Consider the following 15,758-nt stretch of genomic DNA (forward strand, 5'->3'; position numbering starts at 1 on the left):
CACGGCCCGCTCTGACACTCCCCTGTCACGCCTCTGACACGCCCGCCGCCACCGCGCCCACCCGCGACTGCGATGCTGGAGCGATCATGAAGATGGGCATCATCGGCCAGGCCGCGGTCCTGTTCGCCGTCACTACTCCGCGGGGTAGGCGCGGGTCTCGGTCGCCTTCACCGCCACCCACAATTCCCGGCCCGGTTCCAGCTGCAGCTGGGCGGCCGCGGCCGGCGTGATGTCGGCGGCCACCGTGATCGGCCCGTCGAGGCGTACCCGCAGGTTGTCGCCGTGCTGCTGCAGATCCGCGAGGACAGCCGGCCACGTGTTACGCGGGCTACCGTCCGGCTGACGCACGTGCAGGGCGACCGCCGACGGCGGGAACGCCACGAACGCCGCACCCTCCACGGTGTCCGTACTGGTCAGAGCGAACCCGTCGGCAAGCTCGACAGTGTGGCCACTTCCCCGGCCGCGGTAGAGGTTGAGCCCGACCAACTGGGCGACGTAGTCGGTGCGGGGCCGGGCGGTGATCGTGGAGGCGTCGCCCTCCTGCACCACCCGGCCGTGTTCAATGATGATCAAACGGTCCGCGAGGACCAGGGCGTCGAGCGGGTCGTGGGTGACGAGCAGCGTGGCGCCCGGGTGGGCGGCCAGGTGCCGGCGCAGTTCGGCGCGCGTCTCCAGCCGGGTACGCGCGTCGAGCGCGGCCAGCGGCTCGTCGAGCAGCAGCAGAGCGGGTCCGACGGCGAGCGCCCGGGCCAGCGCGACCCGCTGCGCCTGCCCGCCGGAGAGCTGCCGGGGTTTGCGCCGCCCGTGCTCGGTGAGACCGACCCGGTCCAGCCAGCGATCGGCGGTGGCGTGGGCGGTACGCCGGTCCACACCGTGCCGGCGCGGTCCGAAGGCGACGTTGTCGCGGGCGCTCAGGTGCGGGAACAACAGGTAGTCCTGGAAGACCACACCGACCGGGCGCTCCTCCGGCGGTGTCCACAGCCGGCTGTCCGGCCGGTCCAGGTCCCGCCCGTCCAGGGTGAGGTGCCCGCCGGAGAGCGGGGTGAGGCCGGCCAGCGCGCGCAGGGCGGTGGTCTTGCCGGCACCGTTCGGCCCGAGGAGCGCGACCGTCTCACCGCGGGCGATGCGCAGCACGACGTCCAGCAGGAATGTTCCACGCTGAACAACTAGGCGCGCATCAACGAGATCGGTCACGGCGCTGTCAGCCAGCGGTCGCGGAGGCCGGCCAGGATGGTGACCGAGACGACCAGCAGGATCAGGCTGAGCACCACGGCGCCCTCCAGGTCACCGCTCTCCATGGTCTGGTAGACAGCGAGCGGCATGGTCTGCGTGATACCCGGATAGTTACCGGCGAAGGTGATCGTCGCGCCGAACTCACCCAGCGCCCGCGCCCAGCACAGCACCGCACCGGCCGCGATCCCCGGCGCGACCAGCGGCAGCGTGACATGCGTGAAGCTGGTCCAGCGGGTCGCGCCCAGGGTGGCCGCGGCCTCCTCGTACCGGGTGTCGGCGCCGCGCAGCGCACCCTCGACGGCGATCACCAGGAACGGCAGGGCGACGAAGGCCTCCGCGATCACCACACCGGCCGTGGTGAACGGCAGCGTGATCCCGAACGTGCTGTCCAGCCACTGCCCGACCAGGCCGCGCCGTCCGAGCGCCAGCAGCAGCGCGATGCCACCGACCACCGGCGGCAGCACCAGCGGAACGGTGATCAGGGCCCGGACCACGCGCCGGCCGGGGAACTCGACGCGGGCCAGCAGCCAGGCGAGGGGCACGCCGACGGCCAGGCAGACCACCGTGGCGACGGTCGAGGTGAGCAGCGACAGACGCAGCGCGGTGACCACACCGGGTTCGGTGAGCCGCTGCGGCAGCGTCGACCAGGGCGTGCGGGCGAGCAGGCCGGCCAGCGGCAGAACCAGGAAGATCAAACCAACAAGAGCAGGCAGAAGCAGGGGTACGGGTACCCGAGCCGTTGTCCGCGGCCTCCTCTTCCGCACGGCCTCCCCGGAACTCCGCACGGCCTCCCCGGAACTCCGCACCACCTTTCCGGAACCGCTCACGCTGCTCAGGGCGCCTGGAATCCGGCGCCGGTGAGGACCTTCGTCCCCTCCCCGGAGAGCACGTAGTCGACGAACGCCCGCGCACCCGCCGGGTTCCTCGCGCCGTTCAGCACCACGATCGGGTAATCGTTGACGGCCTCGGCGGACTCGGGAAACTCGACCGCGTCGACGTCGGCCGCCGACGCCTTGGCATCGGTGCGGTAGACCAGAGCGGCGTCGACCTCACCGAGCTTCAGCTTCGACAGGGCCGCCTTGACGTCCTGCTCCAGGGTCACCGGCGTCACCGCCACCCCGGCCGCCTCGATCACGGTGTTCGCGGCAGCACCGCACGGCACCGCCTCCGCGCACAGGGCGACCTTGAGGCCGGCCCTGCTCAAGCCGGCCAGCCCGGTGACACCAGCCGGGTTTCCCTTGGCGACCGCGATGACCAGCTGGTTCCTCGCGAACACGGCGGGCGGGCCGGCGCCGGTGACCAGGTTCTTCGGCGACGCGGAGGCGAACACGTCGGCCGGTGCGCCCTCGTTGATCTGGGTCGCCAGACCGGAGCTGCCGCCGAAGTTGAACGTCACGGTGGTACCCGGGTGCGCCGCCTCGAACTGCTCGCCGATGGTCGTGAACGACTCGGTCAGCGACGCGGCGGCGAAAACGGTCACTGAACCGCTCACGGCACCGGCGCTCTCGCCCGTACCCGATCCGGGGTCTTGATCTGGGCCCGCGCCGCCGCACCCGCCCAGACCGAAAATGGCCAGGGCGCTAAGCCCTGCCGCCGCCGCGCGCCATGCCCTCAACCGTGCCTCCCCCGCGATGCCCCGGAACGCTCGACAACGACCGTTGTCGATTTGACGACCGCCACGGCAACGGAGCCGACCTGCAGTTCCAGCTCGTCGACGGCCTCCCGGCTCATCAGCGACACCAGCCGGAACGGCCCCGCCTGAATGTCGACCTGAGCCATCACGGTGTCCTTGACGACCGCGGTCACGATCCCCCGCAGCCGGTTGCGCGCCGACGACGTGTCCGATCGCTCATCCGGCTCGGCGGCCTGCGCCCGCGCGAACGCCGCCAGCTCGACCCCCTCGATCAGCCGATGCCCGTGCTCGTCCCGGACCGCCGCCAGCCTGCCCGCGTCCACCCACCGCCGCAGCGTGTCGGAGCTGACGCCCATCAGCTCGGCCGCTTCCCCGATCCTGAACGTCGTCACGCCACCCACCCTAGCCTCCGACAGATGCGAGGCGAAAGGGTCACTCATGCTTGCACATGCGGGCGTGCCGTTTGACGGTGCCCGCATATGCATCATCCGCACCCGACCCTCCGCCCGGGAGCCCGATGTCGTAGTCTGGCCGACTTTGCTCTACACGGGAGGTTGAGATGGCGAAGTACCCGCAAGAGATCACGGAGCGTTTCCACGGTTCGCCCGAGCAGATGGCGATCGCGCTGGTGGGCGAACCGCCGACCAGGTGGGAGACCATCGTGCTCGAGGAGTACGACCCGGCTTGGGCACAACGGTTCGACACGGCGAGCGGTGCGATCCGGGACGTGCTGGGTGACCTGGTGATCGATGTCGGACATGTCGGCTCGACTTCGGTGCCGGGCCTGGCAGCGAAGCCGATCATCGACATCGACCTGCTCCTGGCGGACAGCGAGGACGAATCCAGCTACGTCCCCGCCCTGGCGACGCTCGGCTACCGCCTGATCCTGCGGGAACCCTGGTGGTACGGGCACCGGATGCTCGTCGACGCCGCCGAGGACGTCCACCTGCACGTCTGGCCGCGAGGCGCCCCCGAGCCGATCCGGCACCAGCTCTTCCGGGACTGGCTGCGCTCGCACCCCGAGGACCTGGAGTTGTACGCCTCGGTCAAGCGCCGCCTCGCCACGGAGACGGCGCACGATCCGGGCAGCTACAGCCTCGCGAAGAACGACGTCATCGACGACATCTACGCACGGATCTTCGCGGCACCCTGACCATCGGGCTCATCGCCTCCCTCTCGGCCGTCAGGCTCCCCGCCGCCCTCTCGGCCGTCAGGCTCCCCGCCGCCCTCTCGGCCGTCAGGTTTGTTGGCGTTTGTTCGGCGTCGGGAGGGCGGCAGCGAGCCGGTCGACCTGATCGCGGATCTCGGGCACTGCTGTCGCCTCCCACAGGGTTCCGCGACGCAGTGGCCCGGCCAGCCAGAGACCCGGCTGAGCCTGGCCGCCGGCGTCGAGCACCCGCCCGTCGGCGTCCGTGTCCACACCCAGCCCGTGCGGTCCCGGCCGCACCAGGCCGCCGACGAGCAACCCGGTCAGCAAAGGCCCCGCCGCTCCCGGCAGCGGTCCCTGCCCGGTGGCCCCAGGCAGCGGTCCCTGCCCGGTGGCCCCCGGCAGCGGTCCCTGCCCGGTGGCCCCCGGCAGTCGTCCCGGCCCGGTGGCCCCCGGCAGTCGTCCCGGCCCGGTGCAGAGGACGACCGCGCCGTAGCGGCGTGGCGCCTCCCCCGTGACCTGCACACACAGGCCACCGGCCGGATGCGGGGTGACCGAGCGGAGGTGTCCGGAGCGCACCCGCAGCCGGCCGTCCGCACGCAGGGCCGCGACCCGGGCGGCCACCGGTGGGGCCATCCGGTGCCGGTGCACCTCCCAGTACCGGGCGACATGGCGCAGGAACCGTTCCCGGGCGGCGCTGTCGAGGCCGGACCACAGCCGGTCCGCCTCCCGGCGCACCTCCTCCACGATCGCGGTCCAGTCGATGCCCGCGGCGGCCGCCTCCCGCAGGCTGCGCAGCAGCGGCCGCAGGTTCGGTGAGCCCGGCAGGTCGAGCGAGACCCCGGGTGCCGGGCGTTCCGGGTGGTGGAGCGGGAGCAGGCCGTGCCGGGACAGCGCCTCGACCGGGACATCGCGACCGCCCTCGGTCAGCGTGAGGGCCACGTCGATCGCGGTCAGGCCGGTGCCGATCAGCAGCACGGGCTGGTCGGGTGGCACGGCGTCGAGAGCACCGGCCGCCCAGGGGTCGGCGACGAACTCGGCACTGCGGTGGGCGGCGTCGGTGATGCCGGCCGGGCGATGCGGCGGCGGGTTGCCGAGTGCGAGGACGACGTGGTCGGCGCGGACTTCGGCACCACCATCATCCCGTACGCGGAAACCGTCACCCTCGGGCCGGATGGCGGTGGCCACGGCGAGCCGGTGCCGGAACCGGTCACCCGCCGCCGCCGCGGTACGGGCGAATTCGTCGGCGAGATAGTCCCCGTAGCGGGCGCGGGACAGGAAGGTGGCCGGCTCGACCGGCAGCCCCCGCGCGTGACTCCAGCGGACGAGATGCAGGGGGTCGCCCGGCTCGACGCTCATCGACGTCGCCCTGGAGTTGAGCACGTGCCACGGCTCGGCCGCGCCGTAGGCGACACCGCGGCCGGGGCGGCTCTCCGGCGAGACCAGAACGGCCCGCCAACCGGTACGGCGCAGCACCGCACGAATGACGAGTGCACCCGTGAATCCGCCGCCGACGACCGCTACCACGCCGGGCCGCGGGTGCGACCGGCTGCCCGCGGCGGGCCGGCGAACGGCGGTGCTGGTCACTGAGCGACCTGCTGCGTACAGATGCTGGACATTCACGTCCTCCCGGAGCTCGACACCTTCCCTACTCAACCACAACGCCTATGGGTTTGATAGGTTATTCAGACGCACCGCGTGTCGCTCTGCCGGTTCGGCTGGCACTGGCCGGGCTCCCAGAAGCGAGTAGTCTAAGCTGATCAACGACATGAGTGTGACCACAGCCCGCGCGGCGGGAGGCGTCATCCGCCTCCGGGTGCGCGGCGACATAGACCTGGCTTCGTCCGACCTTCTGCTGGAAGCCATCGACGACGCCCTGGCCGAGCAGGACCTGCAGGAACTCCTCGTGGACCTGGCCGAGGTGCCCTTCTGCGACTCCACCGGCATCGCGGCGCTCGACAAGGGCTACGGCGCGGCCGCCGGCCGGGGCGTGCGCTTCCAGATCACCGATCCGCAGCCCATCGTGTACCGCGTACTCGAAATCGTCGGCATCCGCCAGGCACTGATGGGCGCCGCCTGATCGCAGCGCCGCCCGCCGCCTTTGAACGAAGACTCCGCTGCCTTTGCGCACCGCCCCACGAGGCGATCTACGTCACCGCACGTCCCTTATCGGAACGAAAGCCGCATCCGCGCGGTTGCTGACTGTCGTGACGCTTGCTTTCGCCGTCCTCGGGGACTCCATCGCCTACGGCCAGGGCGCGTCCCGGCCGTCCGACACGATCGGCACGCGCCTGGCCGCTGACCTGGGACGTTCCGGCACACCCACCGACCTCCGCGTGTTCGCGGTACCCGGCGCGGACAGCCGGGGACTGGCCGCCCAGGTCCAGCGCGCAGTGACCTGGAGGCCCGGCGTAGCGCTGATCATCATCGGAGCGAACGACCTCACCCACTTCGTGCCCACACACCAGGCCGCCGCGCTGCTCGGTGACGCCGTCCAGCGGCTGCGCGTGGCGGGTGCCGAGGTTGTCGTAGCACCGGCACCCGACCTCAGCGTCGTGCCGTGGGTGCCGCAGCAGATGCGAATGCTCGTACAGGCCGGCAGCCGACTGCTGCGCCAGGAGCAGACCCGTGCGGCGCTCGCGGCCGGCGCCCGGATAGCCGACATCAGCGGCACGTCCGCCTCAGCGTTCGCCGCCGATCCGGCACTGTTCAGCGCCGACCACTTCCACCCGTCCAGCGCCGGTTACGCCGTCATCACCGCCGCCCTCCTCCCCACCGTCCGCGACGCCGCCACCTCCACCCAGCCCGCCGGCTCCCACGCGCCCTAGCCCCGCCCCAGCCCCGCGCCACCCCCGGCTGGCTCCCAGAGCCCCTCGATCACCGCGAGGCAGCACCCACGACCAGCCGGATCGGGGGCGCGGGGGCGTGTGGTGGGTCACGGCTGGCTCCCAGAGCCCCTCGATCGCCGCGAGGCAGCACCCACGACCAGCCGGATCGGGGGCACGGGGGCGTGTGGTGGGTCACGGCTGGTTAGGGCCGGCGGTGGTGGGGCATAGGAGGTGTGAACGGAAGGGGTTGTTCACCCCAACGGACGAAGTACAGGGAAGGCTTTCGATGACCACCTACGACAGCACTGTCGGTGCCCGACAGAACATCGCCGCAGGTTCCGACGCTCTGCGCGCCGACGTCGACGCCACCCAGGATCGGCTGACCGGCTCGCGGGTGAAGCAGGCACTGAACCGTACGAAGGCTACGGCCACCTCCGCGACCGCGCAGGCCGGTCAGACGGCTCGCAAGCGTCCCGTCGTCACCTCGGCGGCTGCGCTTGCCGTCGCCGCCGTGGCCGCGACCAGCGTGATCGGCGGCCGCAAGATCGCTGAGGCGCGCCGTCCTCGCAGCCGCTGGGAGCGCCTGATGGACCGCGTTCCCACGCAGCGCCTGCTCAGCCGTTTCCGCTGACGATCGGATTCGCAGCAAACAACCGCCGCCCGGCAATGCCGGGCGGTGGTTTCAGTTGACGGCGCCCATGGCCGAGACCCCAGTCCGGTTGACGGCGGCCAGTGTTCGAGACCAGGTTTCAGTTGACGGCGCCCATTTGTTTGACGTGTTTGAGGACCGGCGCGGATTCGATGCGCTCGACGCCGTCGAGCATGCCCAGGCGTTCGGTCACGTAGCGGTAGTAAGCCGGCATGTCCTGGCAGACGGCGATCACCTGGAGGTTCGTGGGGCCGGTGGTGGCGGCGGCGAAGACGATCTCCTCGTGGTCGGCGAGGGCTCGGCCGACGGTGGCGACGCGGGACGGTGCGACGGAGAGCCAGAGCAGCACGGTGGCGCGGAAGCCGTACAGCTCGGGTTCCATCTCGACGTCGGTGTAGAGCGAGCCCGAGCTGAACAGCTCCTGCACCCGGCGGCGGACCGTCGACTCGGGCCAGCCGGTTGCGGCGGCGAGGTCGGTGTAGCTGAGGCGGCCGTCGCGGGAGAGTGCCTCGATCAGGGGCGTGTCGGCGTCGGTGAGGTGGGCGGTCGACTGCGGATCTGCTGACCACTGCGGGGTCAGTGCCTCGATCTGGCCGGCGGAGAGTGCCACGTCGCGGCGGTCCGGGCCGACCGCGCCGCCGACGTAGTGGTGGATCACGCAGTGCGCGCTGACCGCGACCAGGCGCGGCGTGCGCGGGAGTTTCTGCAGGAGGAGCGCCTCCCGGTCGGCTGAGGCGGGCACGCGTACGTTGCACGCGATCTCGGTGCCACCCGAGGTGATCGACACCCACCCGGTGTCCGGCCGGCGCGCGAGGGCGGTGGCGATCGCCAGGGCCGCATCGGGCGTTGCCCGGAGGCGGAGCATCCACATCTCGTACCCGAGCTCGATGGGGTTGGGCAGGCCGACCACCCGCAGGCCCGCCTCGTCGCGCAACCGGCGATAACGCCGGGCGACCGTCTGGTCGGAGACGCCCAGGACCGCGCCGATCTCGCGGAAGCCGGCGCGGCCGCTGATCCGCAGCGCGTGTGTCACCTGCCGGTCCAGCTCGTCGATTTCCACCGCTGGAGCCTAGCCGGTGTCGAGATCCGCAGGAATCGGGTTCGCGGCGCGCGAAGGAGTCCGGAAGGGCGGCATTCTGCTACGCATGCGCAAATGGTCACCCCTGATCGCGATCTGCCTCGGCACCTTCCTGCTGCTGGTGGACGTCACCATCGTCGTCGTCGCGCTGCCGGCCATCGGCGACAAGTTCGGGGCCGGCTACGCCGACCTGCAGTGGGTCCTCGACGGGTACGCCCTCGCGCTCGCCGCCCTGCTGCTGGGCGCCGGTTCGCTCGCCGATCGGTACGGGCGGCGCCGCACGTACCTGATCGGTATCGGCCTTTTCGCTCTCTCCTCACTGCTGTGCGCTGTCGCACCGAACGAGCAGGCGCTGATCGCCGCCCGGATTCTGCAGGGCGCCGGTGGCGCGGCGATGTTCGCCACCACGGTGGCCCTGCTCAACGTCACCTACCACGGCCGTGACCGGGGTGTCGCGTTCGGCGTCTGGGGCGCCGTCAACGGCGCCGCCGCGGCTGCCGGGCCGCTCGCCGGTGGCCTGCTCACCGAGCACTTCGGGTGGCGCTGGATCTTCCTGGTCAACCTGCCGATCTGCGTTGCCGCCGTCTGGTTCACGGTGCGCAGCGTCGCCGAGTCGAAGGCGCCCCGAGCGGGCCGGTTCGACCTGCCCGGCACGATCAGCTTCACGGTGGCCGCGGGCGCGGTGACGTACGGCCTGATCCGCGCCGGCGAAGCCGGCTGGACCGACACCGTCGCCCTGACCGCCTTCGCCGCCGGTACGGCCGCCCTGCTCGCGTTCCTCGCCGCCGAACTCCGCTCCGACCACCCGATGCTGGACCTGTCACTGTTCCGCCGGGCGCCGTTCGCCGTGCTGATCGTTGCCGCGTTCCTCACCCAGGCCGCCGCCTTCGCCTACCTCCCGTTCACCACGGTGTGGCTGCAGCAGGTGCTCGGCAACGGCCCGGTCGACGCCGGCCTGGTCGGCGCGCTGCCGATGGCCGTCGCCTCGCTGGTGGTCGGCGCGGCTGCCGGGCGGCTGCTGCAACGGGTGTCGCCGCGCTGGACTGTCGGTTTCGGTCTGCTGCTGATCGCGGCCGGTGACCTCATGCAGGCCCGCCTGGACGCGGACAGCACCGGGACCGCGCTGATCCCCGGCCTGATCGTGGCGGGTATCGGTGTGGGCGCGGTGCTGCCGTCGCTGTCGTCGGCGGTGCTGGGCGAGGTGCCGCGGGAGCGCAGCGGCATGGCGGGCGGTGCGCTGAACACGTTCCGGCAGTTGGGGTTCGCGCTCGGGGTGGCGGTGTTCGGGACGATCTTCGCGCACCGGGTGAGCGACGGGCACGGGCAGCCGGCGGCGTTCGCGGACGGGCTGAACGCGACGCTGACGGTGGCGGCGGTGGTCGCGCTGGTCGGGGGCGTGCTGGTCCTGGCCGTGGTGCGGCACCACCCGGTTCCGGCGTCCGGCCCGCAGGCCCCGGCTCCCAGCCCCACGCCCGCCCCTTCCCACGCCTAGGGCACGGTCCTCGCTTGACCCGGCTGGCTCTCAGAGTCGTCCCGCAGCCCCAAAAACCCCCTCACGCCCAGCTGGAACAACCGGCTGGGCGTGAGGGGGGCCTCCACGCCCGAAAAGCACTTCTGGGAGCCAGCCGGAACAGCCAGCTGGGCGGGAGAAGGGCCTCTGCGCCCGAAAGGCACCCCTGGGAGCCAGCTGGGATAGCCGGCCGGGCGGTGAGGTGGCGGAACGGTTCATTGACAGGGTTCTTTGTCGAGCTGAGGATGGGAGCGCTCCCACTCCTCATCCCGGAGGCTGTCTTGCAAACCAAGTCCGTGTGGCGCACCGTCGCGAGCACCGTTCTGCTCGCCGCGGTCGCCGCCATCTCCCCCGCGCCATCGGGCGCCCAAGCTGCCGCACCCGCCACCGACGTCCGCGTGGACATCGACGCCCGAGCCGGGCTCGCCTCCGTCGGCAGCGCCGCCCTGGGCGTCAACCACGCCATCTGGGACTCCCAGCTCGGCACCCCCGCCGTATCCGACCTGCTCAAGGACGCCGGCGTCCAGATGGTGCGCTATCCCGGCGGCTCCTACGCCGACATCTACCACTGGCGTGACCACACCGCGCCCGGCGGCTACGTCGCCCCGGACACCGACTTCGACACGTTCATGGCGGGCGCCAAGCGCACCGGCGCCGAGCCGATGATCATCGCGAACTACGGCACCGGCACCGCTCAGGAGGCCGCCGACTGGGTCCGGTACGCCAACGTCACCAAGGACTACGACGCCACCTACTGGACGATCGGCAACGAGAACTACGGCAACGGTCACTACGGTTCCGCCTGGGAGGCCGACGAGCACGCCGACAAGAGCCCCAAGGAGTACGCGGCGAACGTCGTCGCCTACTCGGAGGCGATGAAGGCCGTCGACCCGAGCATCAAGGTCGGCGCCGTGCTGACCATGCCCGGCAACTGGCCGGACGGCATCGTCGGCACGGGTGACCAGGGCAGCTGGAACCAGGAGGTGCTGACCCGGGCCGGTGCGGCGATCGATTTCGTGGACGTGCACTGGTACCCCGGCGGCACCACGCCCGCCGAGACGCTCACCAAACCGGCGCAGATCCAGGACGCCGTGGCGCTGCTGCGCCAGCAGATCGACAGGTTCGCGGGCGGTCAGGCCGGCCGGATCGGCATCAGCATGACCGAGACCAACGTCGAGATCGGCCGTAACACCCAGCCGGGCGCGCTGTTCCTGGCCGACGTCTACAGCGGCCTGCTCGCTCAGGGCGTCTTCACCGTGCACTGGTGGAACGTCCACAACGGTCTCGGCGATGTCACCGAGGTCGCCGGGCACACCGACTACGACGACTACGGGCTGCTGTCCAGCGGCAACTGCAACGCCGACAACACCGTGTGCCAGCCGCCGCTCAACACGCCCTTCGCGCCATATCACGCTCTCTCTTTGATGGGCGACTTCACGCGTACGGGTGACCAGTTCATCGGTACGGGCAGCAACAACGCCCTGGTCAGCTCCCACGCGGTGCGCCGGGCCAACGGCGACCTCGCGGTCCTGCTGATCAACAAGGACGAGTCCGCGGCGCATACCGTGGCGCTCAACTACAACGGCTTCACCCCGGCCGCGGGCACACCGTCCGCCGTCACGTTCGTCAACGGCGCCGACGGCGTCACCACCGCCCCGGCCGGTACGGCGGGCACGCAGACGCTCGCCCCGTACTCGATCACGCTCGTCACCCTGAAGCCGGCTCGCGTCGAGGCGGCCGCGCCGAAGGCACCGGGCAGGCCGTCCGCCACCGTGACCGACCGCAGCGCGACGATCTCGTGGCCGGCCTCCGCCGCGGGCGTCAAGTACGAGGTGTACCGGCAGAACGGCGGCATCAGCGAGCTGCTCGGCGAGACCACCGGCACGTCCCTGACCGCACGCAACCTGGAGCCGGGCCGCCGGTACACGGTGAACGTGCTGGCCCGCGACAACGCCGGCCGCCTCTCCCCCGCCTCACCGCCGCTGACCTTCACCACCGGCAGCCCGGCAAGCTCGGCCTGCACGGTGACGTTCCGCGACGTCAACGACTGGGGCAACGGGTACGTGGGCTCGGTCGACATCACCAACAACGCGGCGGCCGCCGTCAGCGGGTGGACGCTCACGTTCACCTGGCCGACCGCGTGGCAGAGCCTGAACAGCGGGTGGAACGCCACCTGGACCCAGGACGGCCGTACGGTCCGCGTGACCAGCGACGCCGCCCTGGCACCCGGTGCCTCCACGAACGTCGGCTTCGTCGGCTCCTACAGCGGACCGAACGTCCTGCCGGCAGCGTTCACCCTCAACGGAACCGTCTGCACCGTCGCCTAGGTTGATCTTCTGCACCAGCGCCTAGCTTGCAAGGACGGGCCGGCCCGCGATCGGGCCGGTCCGCCCGCCGTATGACCGTTATCGGTCCGACGGCCCCAGCAACCGCACCCAGCTCGACGCCAGCTCGTCGAGCATCCGGGCGTGATCGATGTGCCAGTTCGCGGTGTCCCAGTGGTGGGCGACGTAGTCCAGCTCCGCCACGGCGAGCACGCCCCGGAAGCGCCGCACGGCGGGGTCGAACCGGTCCGCCCGGTTCAGCCCGTCCTCCACGTCGCTGACCGCCTCGTCCAGCCAGCGCACCACCAGATCGCGCAGGTCGGGCTCCACCACCGCGGCATCCCGGCCGATCCGCATGATCGGCCGGATGTCGGGCCAGCGCTCGGCCGAGGCCCGGATCCAGGCGCCGATCGACTCCGTGCTGCCCTCGGCCACCGCGGCCACCAGGTCGAGCGCGGTGGAACCCTGCTCAGCCAGGCGGCTGCGCTGCAACCGCTCGTTGAGCTGCTCGCCGATCAGCGCCTTCATCAACTCCCCGCGGGACGGGAAGTACGCGTAGAACGTCACCCTCGTCGTGCCGGCGGCACTGGCGATGTCATCGACGGTCGTCGCGGCGTACCCCTTCTCGACGAATTGGCTGAGCCCGGCCTCTAGCAGCAGGCGCCGGGTCATCTCCTTCTGCGCCTCACGGAGTTTCGCCACGCGCCTCACCTTAGGGCACCCTTCACAGCGAAGGCGCAGCTTACAGAGCGATCAACCACCCGCCCTGGTGTCAACTCACATGACACCTTGCTCACACTCGGCCGGCGTGATCACTCCGAGACAGACGGAGTCGTTCACGTTCACCAGACCCACTCGGCCCGACCCGAGCGGCGGTGCTGCTGACGCTGGCGGCCCCCGCACAGCACCGGCGAGGTGGCGGCGGCGCTGGGCCTGGCACCCGCCACTGGCTCCCACCACCTGACCCCCCTTCGCGACGCGGGTCTGGCGGCGGCGGTTCGGGACGGTCGGCGGCTGCTCTACCAGCGCACCGCGCTGGGCGATCAGCTCGGGATGAGCGCCGGGACGCGGCTCGCACAGTCGTCGTACTCGGTGCTCGCTCCGCCGGGCCGACCGCCTCCCGGCCGCCGAGGCCTTGCGGCCTTCTCTTGCCGGACGGCAGTCGCTGCGCCTCGTGCCTGCTCCGCGGACGTTACGGCTAACGCGTGCAACCAAAGCCACACGTTACGGCTAACGCGTGCAACCAAAGCCACACGTTAGCCGTGACGTGTGCAGCTGGATCTAGAGGCGCCCGGCAGCGAAGGCAGCCGCCCGGCTCGCGTCGCCGGTGTAACTCAGGTGTGCCAGCACGCTCGTGCCCAGGGGATCGCACACCACGTCGCGGTTCGCGCAGATGTCCAGGGTGCGCTCGGCGTACACGCCGGTGATGCCGCGCCCCAGCTTCCGCAGCGGATATCCGAAGACCAGCACGGCCGCGACCCGGGGCTGGACCGACGCCGGGATGGTCGCCACGACCGGCCCGCCGACGGCCGCACCCTGGGAGCTGATGCCGAGCGAGTTGCCGACCACGTTGGCGCCCTGGGAGTACCCGACCAGCACGAACCGCTGGCTCGGACACGCCTGCGCCTGTTCCGACACGTGCTCGACCAGCGCCCGGTTGCCCGCGGTCGGAGAGCCGGCGCTGGTGCTGGCGGGATAGTCGACCGCGTGGCTGGACAGCGTTGTGCCGGTCAGCCGCCGCTGGATAGCGGAGTACACCGGGTCACCGACGATGAGGCCCAGCGTGCCGGGCTCGCCGGTGCCCCGGGCGACGACCACGTCGACCTGCGTACAGGGTGCGGCGGCCACGGCCGGGCTCGCCGCCGTCACGGCGCCGCCGGTTGCCAGCAGCGCGGCGGCCACGAGGGCGTTGATGTGCCGCCGCCTGCCGCCCGGGAGGGAAGTGCTCATGCCGGATCACCTCTACTTCGTCTGCGGGATGGTGGAGACAGAAGCTAATGAGTGGGGCGATCACGGCGATACTCACGCGAATGAGGGTATTGGCGCCGGAGAATGTCACGGCGGTGCGCTTCCCAGGGCGTCCGCGCTGGTGAGAACATCGATGTTCGTCTACGTATTAAACGAGGGGCGGACCATGGCTGTGGTACGCGGCCGGCGGCCACCCGTGATCCGATGATCACGGTGCGGAACGTCGAGTCGCTGCGCGCGGACGTTCTCGGAGCGGTACCGGAAATGGTCCGCGAGATCCAGGAGAACGTGCCCGAGTACGGGGCGCTGGACGACCCGTACGCGGCCAGGCAACTGCGCAGCGGCGTCGACCTGGCACTCCGGCGTTATGTCGAGCTCATCGACAAGCACCTCACCCCGGGCGCGGCCTTGAACGGCGGCGGCCAGGCCGTCGACTGGCGCGAGATCTACCGATCGGCGGGCGCGTGCGAGATGCGGGCGGGCCGCAGCCTGGATGGACTGCACGCGGCCGTCCGGATCTGCGCGCGGGTCGCCCACCGGCGGTTACGGTCCCTCGCGGGAAGCCAAACACTGCCGTCCGACGTCGTGGCCTGGCTCGCCGAAGCGATCTTCGACAACATCGACGAGATAGCCCGGGCGTCGGCCGAGGGATACACCCGGGCGCAGACCGCCGAGGCCGGCGAACTGGATCGACGCCGCCGCCGGCTGCTCGACCTGCTCACCGCCGACCCGCCACCCTCGGAACAGGCGCTCACCGCCGCAGCCGCCGCGGCCCACTGGCGAATACCTCGCCGTGTCGCCGCCGTGGCCGTCGACGGCACCGGCTCACCGGCCCGGCCGCCGCTTCTCCCACCCGAGTTCCTGTCCGCCTTCGATCAGAGCGAGCCGTTCCTGCTCGTACCCGATCCGGAAAGCCGAACCCAAATGCGCTCTGTCGTCAGCGGCCTGGCCCGCCACGATGCGGCAGTCGGCCTGCCGGTGCCCCCTCTGGAAGCGGCCAGGTCGTTGCGCTGGGCCCGCCAGGCCCTGGAGCTGGCCAGAAGCGGCCGCATCCCCCACCAGCCGATCATCTGGTGCGCCGACCACATGACCGCACTCGTCGTCTTCCAGGACGAACCGTTGCTGGCGGTATTGGCGGAACGCCGCCTCGCCCCACTCGCCCAGTTGCCCGGCAACAAGCGTCAACAGCTAGCCGAAACCCTACTGTCGTGGCTGAGCCTGAACATGAACGCCAACAAGGTCGCGGCCCAACTTCACCTTCACCCGCAAACGGTACGCCAGCGCCTCCGCCACCTGACCGACCTCTTCGGCACCCAGCTCAACGACCCGCAGTCACGTTTCGAGCTGGAGATCGCCCTCCGCGCCGCCTGCTCCCGCCCCCACTGAGA

The 15,758-nt window shown here is 71.3% G+C and carries 15 protein-coding genes and 1 pseudogene; 8 read left to right on the plus strand and 8 right to left on the minus strand.

The annotated features are described in order from the left end of the window. Nucleotides 1-132: 132 nt before the first annotated feature. The 4 genes from ACFQV6_RS22995 to ACFQV6_RS23010 are packed head-to-tail and all read right to left on the minus strand — an operon-like array spanning nucleotide 133 to nucleotide 3,258. Nucleotides 133-1,194: an ABC transporter ATP-binding protein gene (locus ACFQV6_RS22995; protein WP_378029610.1), complete on the minus strand. Its 1,062-nt coding sequence runs from the start codon at nucleotides 1,192-1,194 to the stop codon at nucleotides 133-135. Beyond that, nucleotides 1,191-2,018, minus strand: a complete 828-nt coding sequence (locus tag ACFQV6_RS23000; protein ID WP_378029611.1) for an ABC transporter permease — start codon at nucleotides 2,016-2,018, stop codon at nucleotides 1,191-1,193. The genes ACFQV6_RS22995 and ACFQV6_RS23000 overlap by 4 nt, the downstream gene beginning before the upstream one ends. Before the next feature lie 47 nt (nucleotides 2,019-2,065). Further along, on the minus strand, nucleotides 2,066-2,848 hold the full coding sequence (gene modA, locus ACFQV6_RS23005; protein WP_378029612.1) for a molybdate ABC transporter substrate-binding protein: 783 nt from the start codon (nucleotides 2,846-2,848) through the stop codon (nucleotides 2,066-2,068). Further along, nucleotides 2,845-3,258, minus strand: a complete 414-nt coding sequence (locus tag ACFQV6_RS23010; RefSeq protein WP_378029613.1) for a molybdopterin-binding protein — start codon at nucleotides 3,256-3,258, stop codon at nucleotides 2,845-2,847. The genes modA and ACFQV6_RS23010 overlap by 4 nt, the downstream gene beginning before the upstream one ends. A gap of 167 nt (nucleotides 3,259-3,425) precedes the next feature. Between ACFQV6_RS23010 and ACFQV6_RS23015 the strand changes: the two genes are divergently transcribed. Further along, nucleotides 3,426-4,019 carry a GrpB family protein gene (locus ACFQV6_RS23015; protein WP_378029614.1) on the plus strand — a complete coding sequence of 198 codons (594 nt, stop codon included), beginning with the start codon at nucleotides 3,426-3,428 and terminating at the stop codon, nucleotides 4,017-4,019. An 84-nt stretch (nucleotides 4,020-4,103) separates the two neighbouring features. Here the strand turns inward: ACFQV6_RS23015 and ACFQV6_RS23020 are convergent, their stop codons facing one another. Further along, entirely contained in the window at nucleotides 4,104-5,600 is a 1,497-nt protein-coding gene (locus ACFQV6_RS23020) for an FAD/NAD(P)-binding protein (RefSeq protein WP_378029615.1), read from the minus strand. A gap of 181 nt (nucleotides 5,601-5,781) precedes the next feature. On the opposite strand from ACFQV6_RS23020, the gene ACFQV6_RS23025 reads away from it, so the two are divergent. The 3 genes from ACFQV6_RS23025 (at nucleotide 5,782) to ACFQV6_RS23035 (ending at nucleotide 7,472) form a co-directional block, all read left to right on the plus strand. Further along, a complete protein-coding gene (locus ACFQV6_RS23025) occupies nucleotides 5,782-6,093 on the plus strand; it encodes an STAS domain-containing protein (protein WP_378029616.1) in 312 nt (103 codons plus the stop codon). 127 nt (nucleotides 6,094-6,220) lie between these two features. After that, the gene (locus ACFQV6_RS23030; RefSeq protein ID WP_378029617.1) at nucleotides 6,221-6,841 is read left to right on the plus strand and encodes an SGNH/GDSL hydrolase family protein; all 621 of its coding nucleotides are present in this window, start codon (nucleotides 6,221-6,223) and stop codon (nucleotides 6,839-6,841) included. 286 nt (nucleotides 6,842-7,127) lie between these two features. Further along, a complete protein-coding gene (locus ACFQV6_RS23035; RefSeq protein WP_378029618.1) occupies nucleotides 7,128-7,472 on the plus strand; it encodes a hypothetical protein in 345 nt (114 codons plus the stop codon). Nucleotides 7,473-7,590: 118 nt separating this feature from the next. Here the strand turns inward: ACFQV6_RS23035 and ACFQV6_RS23040 are convergent, their stop codons facing one another. Continuing rightward, nucleotides 7,591-8,550 (minus strand): Lrp/AsnC family transcriptional regulator, encoded by a 960-nt coding sequence (locus tag ACFQV6_RS23040; RefSeq protein ID WP_378029619.1) that lies wholly within the window; start codon nucleotides 8,548-8,550, stop codon nucleotides 7,591-7,593. A gap of 85 nt (nucleotides 8,551-8,635) precedes the next feature. Here ACFQV6_RS23040 and ACFQV6_RS23045 point away from each other — a divergent pair, with 85 nt between their 5' ends. Beyond that, on the plus strand, nucleotides 8,636-10,060 hold the full coding sequence (locus ACFQV6_RS23045; RefSeq protein ID WP_378029620.1) for an MFS transporter: 1,425 nt from the start codon (nucleotides 8,636-8,638) through the stop codon (nucleotides 10,058-10,060). Between the two features lie 299 nt (nucleotides 10,061-10,359). Then, nucleotides 10,360-12,405 carry a cellulose binding domain-containing protein gene (locus ACFQV6_RS23050; protein WP_378029621.1) on the plus strand — a complete coding sequence of 682 codons (2,046 nt, stop codon included), beginning with the start codon at nucleotides 10,360-10,362 and terminating at the stop codon, nucleotides 12,403-12,405. A gap of 78 nt (nucleotides 12,406-12,483) precedes the next feature. On the opposite strand, the gene ACFQV6_RS23055 is transcribed toward ACFQV6_RS23050, so the two are convergent. Then, nucleotides 12,484-13,104: a TetR/AcrR family transcriptional regulator gene (locus tag ACFQV6_RS23055; protein ID WP_378029622.1), complete on the minus strand. Its 621-nt coding sequence runs from the start codon at nucleotides 13,102-13,104 to the stop codon at nucleotides 12,484-12,486. 207 nt (nucleotides 13,105-13,311) lie between these two features. Between ACFQV6_RS23055 and ACFQV6_RS23060 the strand changes: the two are divergent. Then, nucleotides 13,312-13,662, plus strand: a pseudogene (locus ACFQV6_RS23060) (winged helix-turn-helix domain-containing protein); the annotation flags it as partial. Nucleotides 13,663-13,683: 21 nt separating this feature from the next. On the opposite strand, the gene ACFQV6_RS23065 reads toward ACFQV6_RS23060, so the two are convergent. Continuing rightward, nucleotides 13,684-14,352, minus strand: a complete 669-nt coding sequence (locus tag ACFQV6_RS23065) for a cutinase family protein (protein ID WP_378029623.1) — start codon at nucleotides 14,350-14,352, stop codon at nucleotides 13,684-13,686. 222 nt (nucleotides 14,353-14,574) lie between these two features. Here ACFQV6_RS23065 and ACFQV6_RS23070 point away from each other — a divergent pair, with 222 nt between their 5' ends. Further along, nucleotides 14,575-15,756: a PucR family transcriptional regulator gene (locus ACFQV6_RS23070; RefSeq protein ID WP_378029624.1), complete on the plus strand. Its 1,182-nt coding sequence runs from the start codon at nucleotides 14,575-14,577 to the stop codon at nucleotides 15,754-15,756. Nucleotides 15,757-15,758: the final 2 nt, after the last annotated feature.

This window comes from Actinoplanes sp. GCM10030250, from assembly GCF_042666575.1.
In the GTDB taxonomy this organism is placed as follows: domain Bacteria; phylum Actinomycetota; class Actinomycetes; order Mycobacteriales; family Micromonosporaceae; genus Actinoplanes.

Bases quoted from the DNA above. Each gene is read 5' to 3' on its own strand.
- ACFQV6_RS23045 (WP_378029620.1), top strand. From the start codon at position 8,636: ATGCGCAAATGGTCACCCCTGATCGCGATCTGCCTCGGCACCTTCCTG.
- ACFQV6_RS23025 (WP_378029616.1), top strand. From the start codon at position 5,782: ATGAGTGTGACCACAGCCCGCGCGGCGGGAGGCGTCATCCGCCTCCGG.
- ACFQV6_RS23015 (WP_378029614.1), top strand. From the start codon at position 3,426: ATGGCGAAGTACCCGCAAGAGATCACGGAGCGTTTCCACGGTTCGCCC.
- ACFQV6_RS23070 (WP_378029624.1), top strand. From the start codon at position 14,575: ATGATCACGGTGCGGAACGTCGAGTCGCTGCGCGCGGACGTTCTCGGA.
- ACFQV6_RS23035 (WP_378029618.1), top strand. From the start codon at position 7,128: ATGACCACCTACGACAGCACTGTCGGTGCCCGACAGAACATCGCCGCA.
- ACFQV6_RS23065 (WP_378029623.1), bottom strand. From the start codon at position 14,352: ATGAGCACTTCCCTCCCGGGCGGCAGGCGGCGGCACATCAACGCCCTC.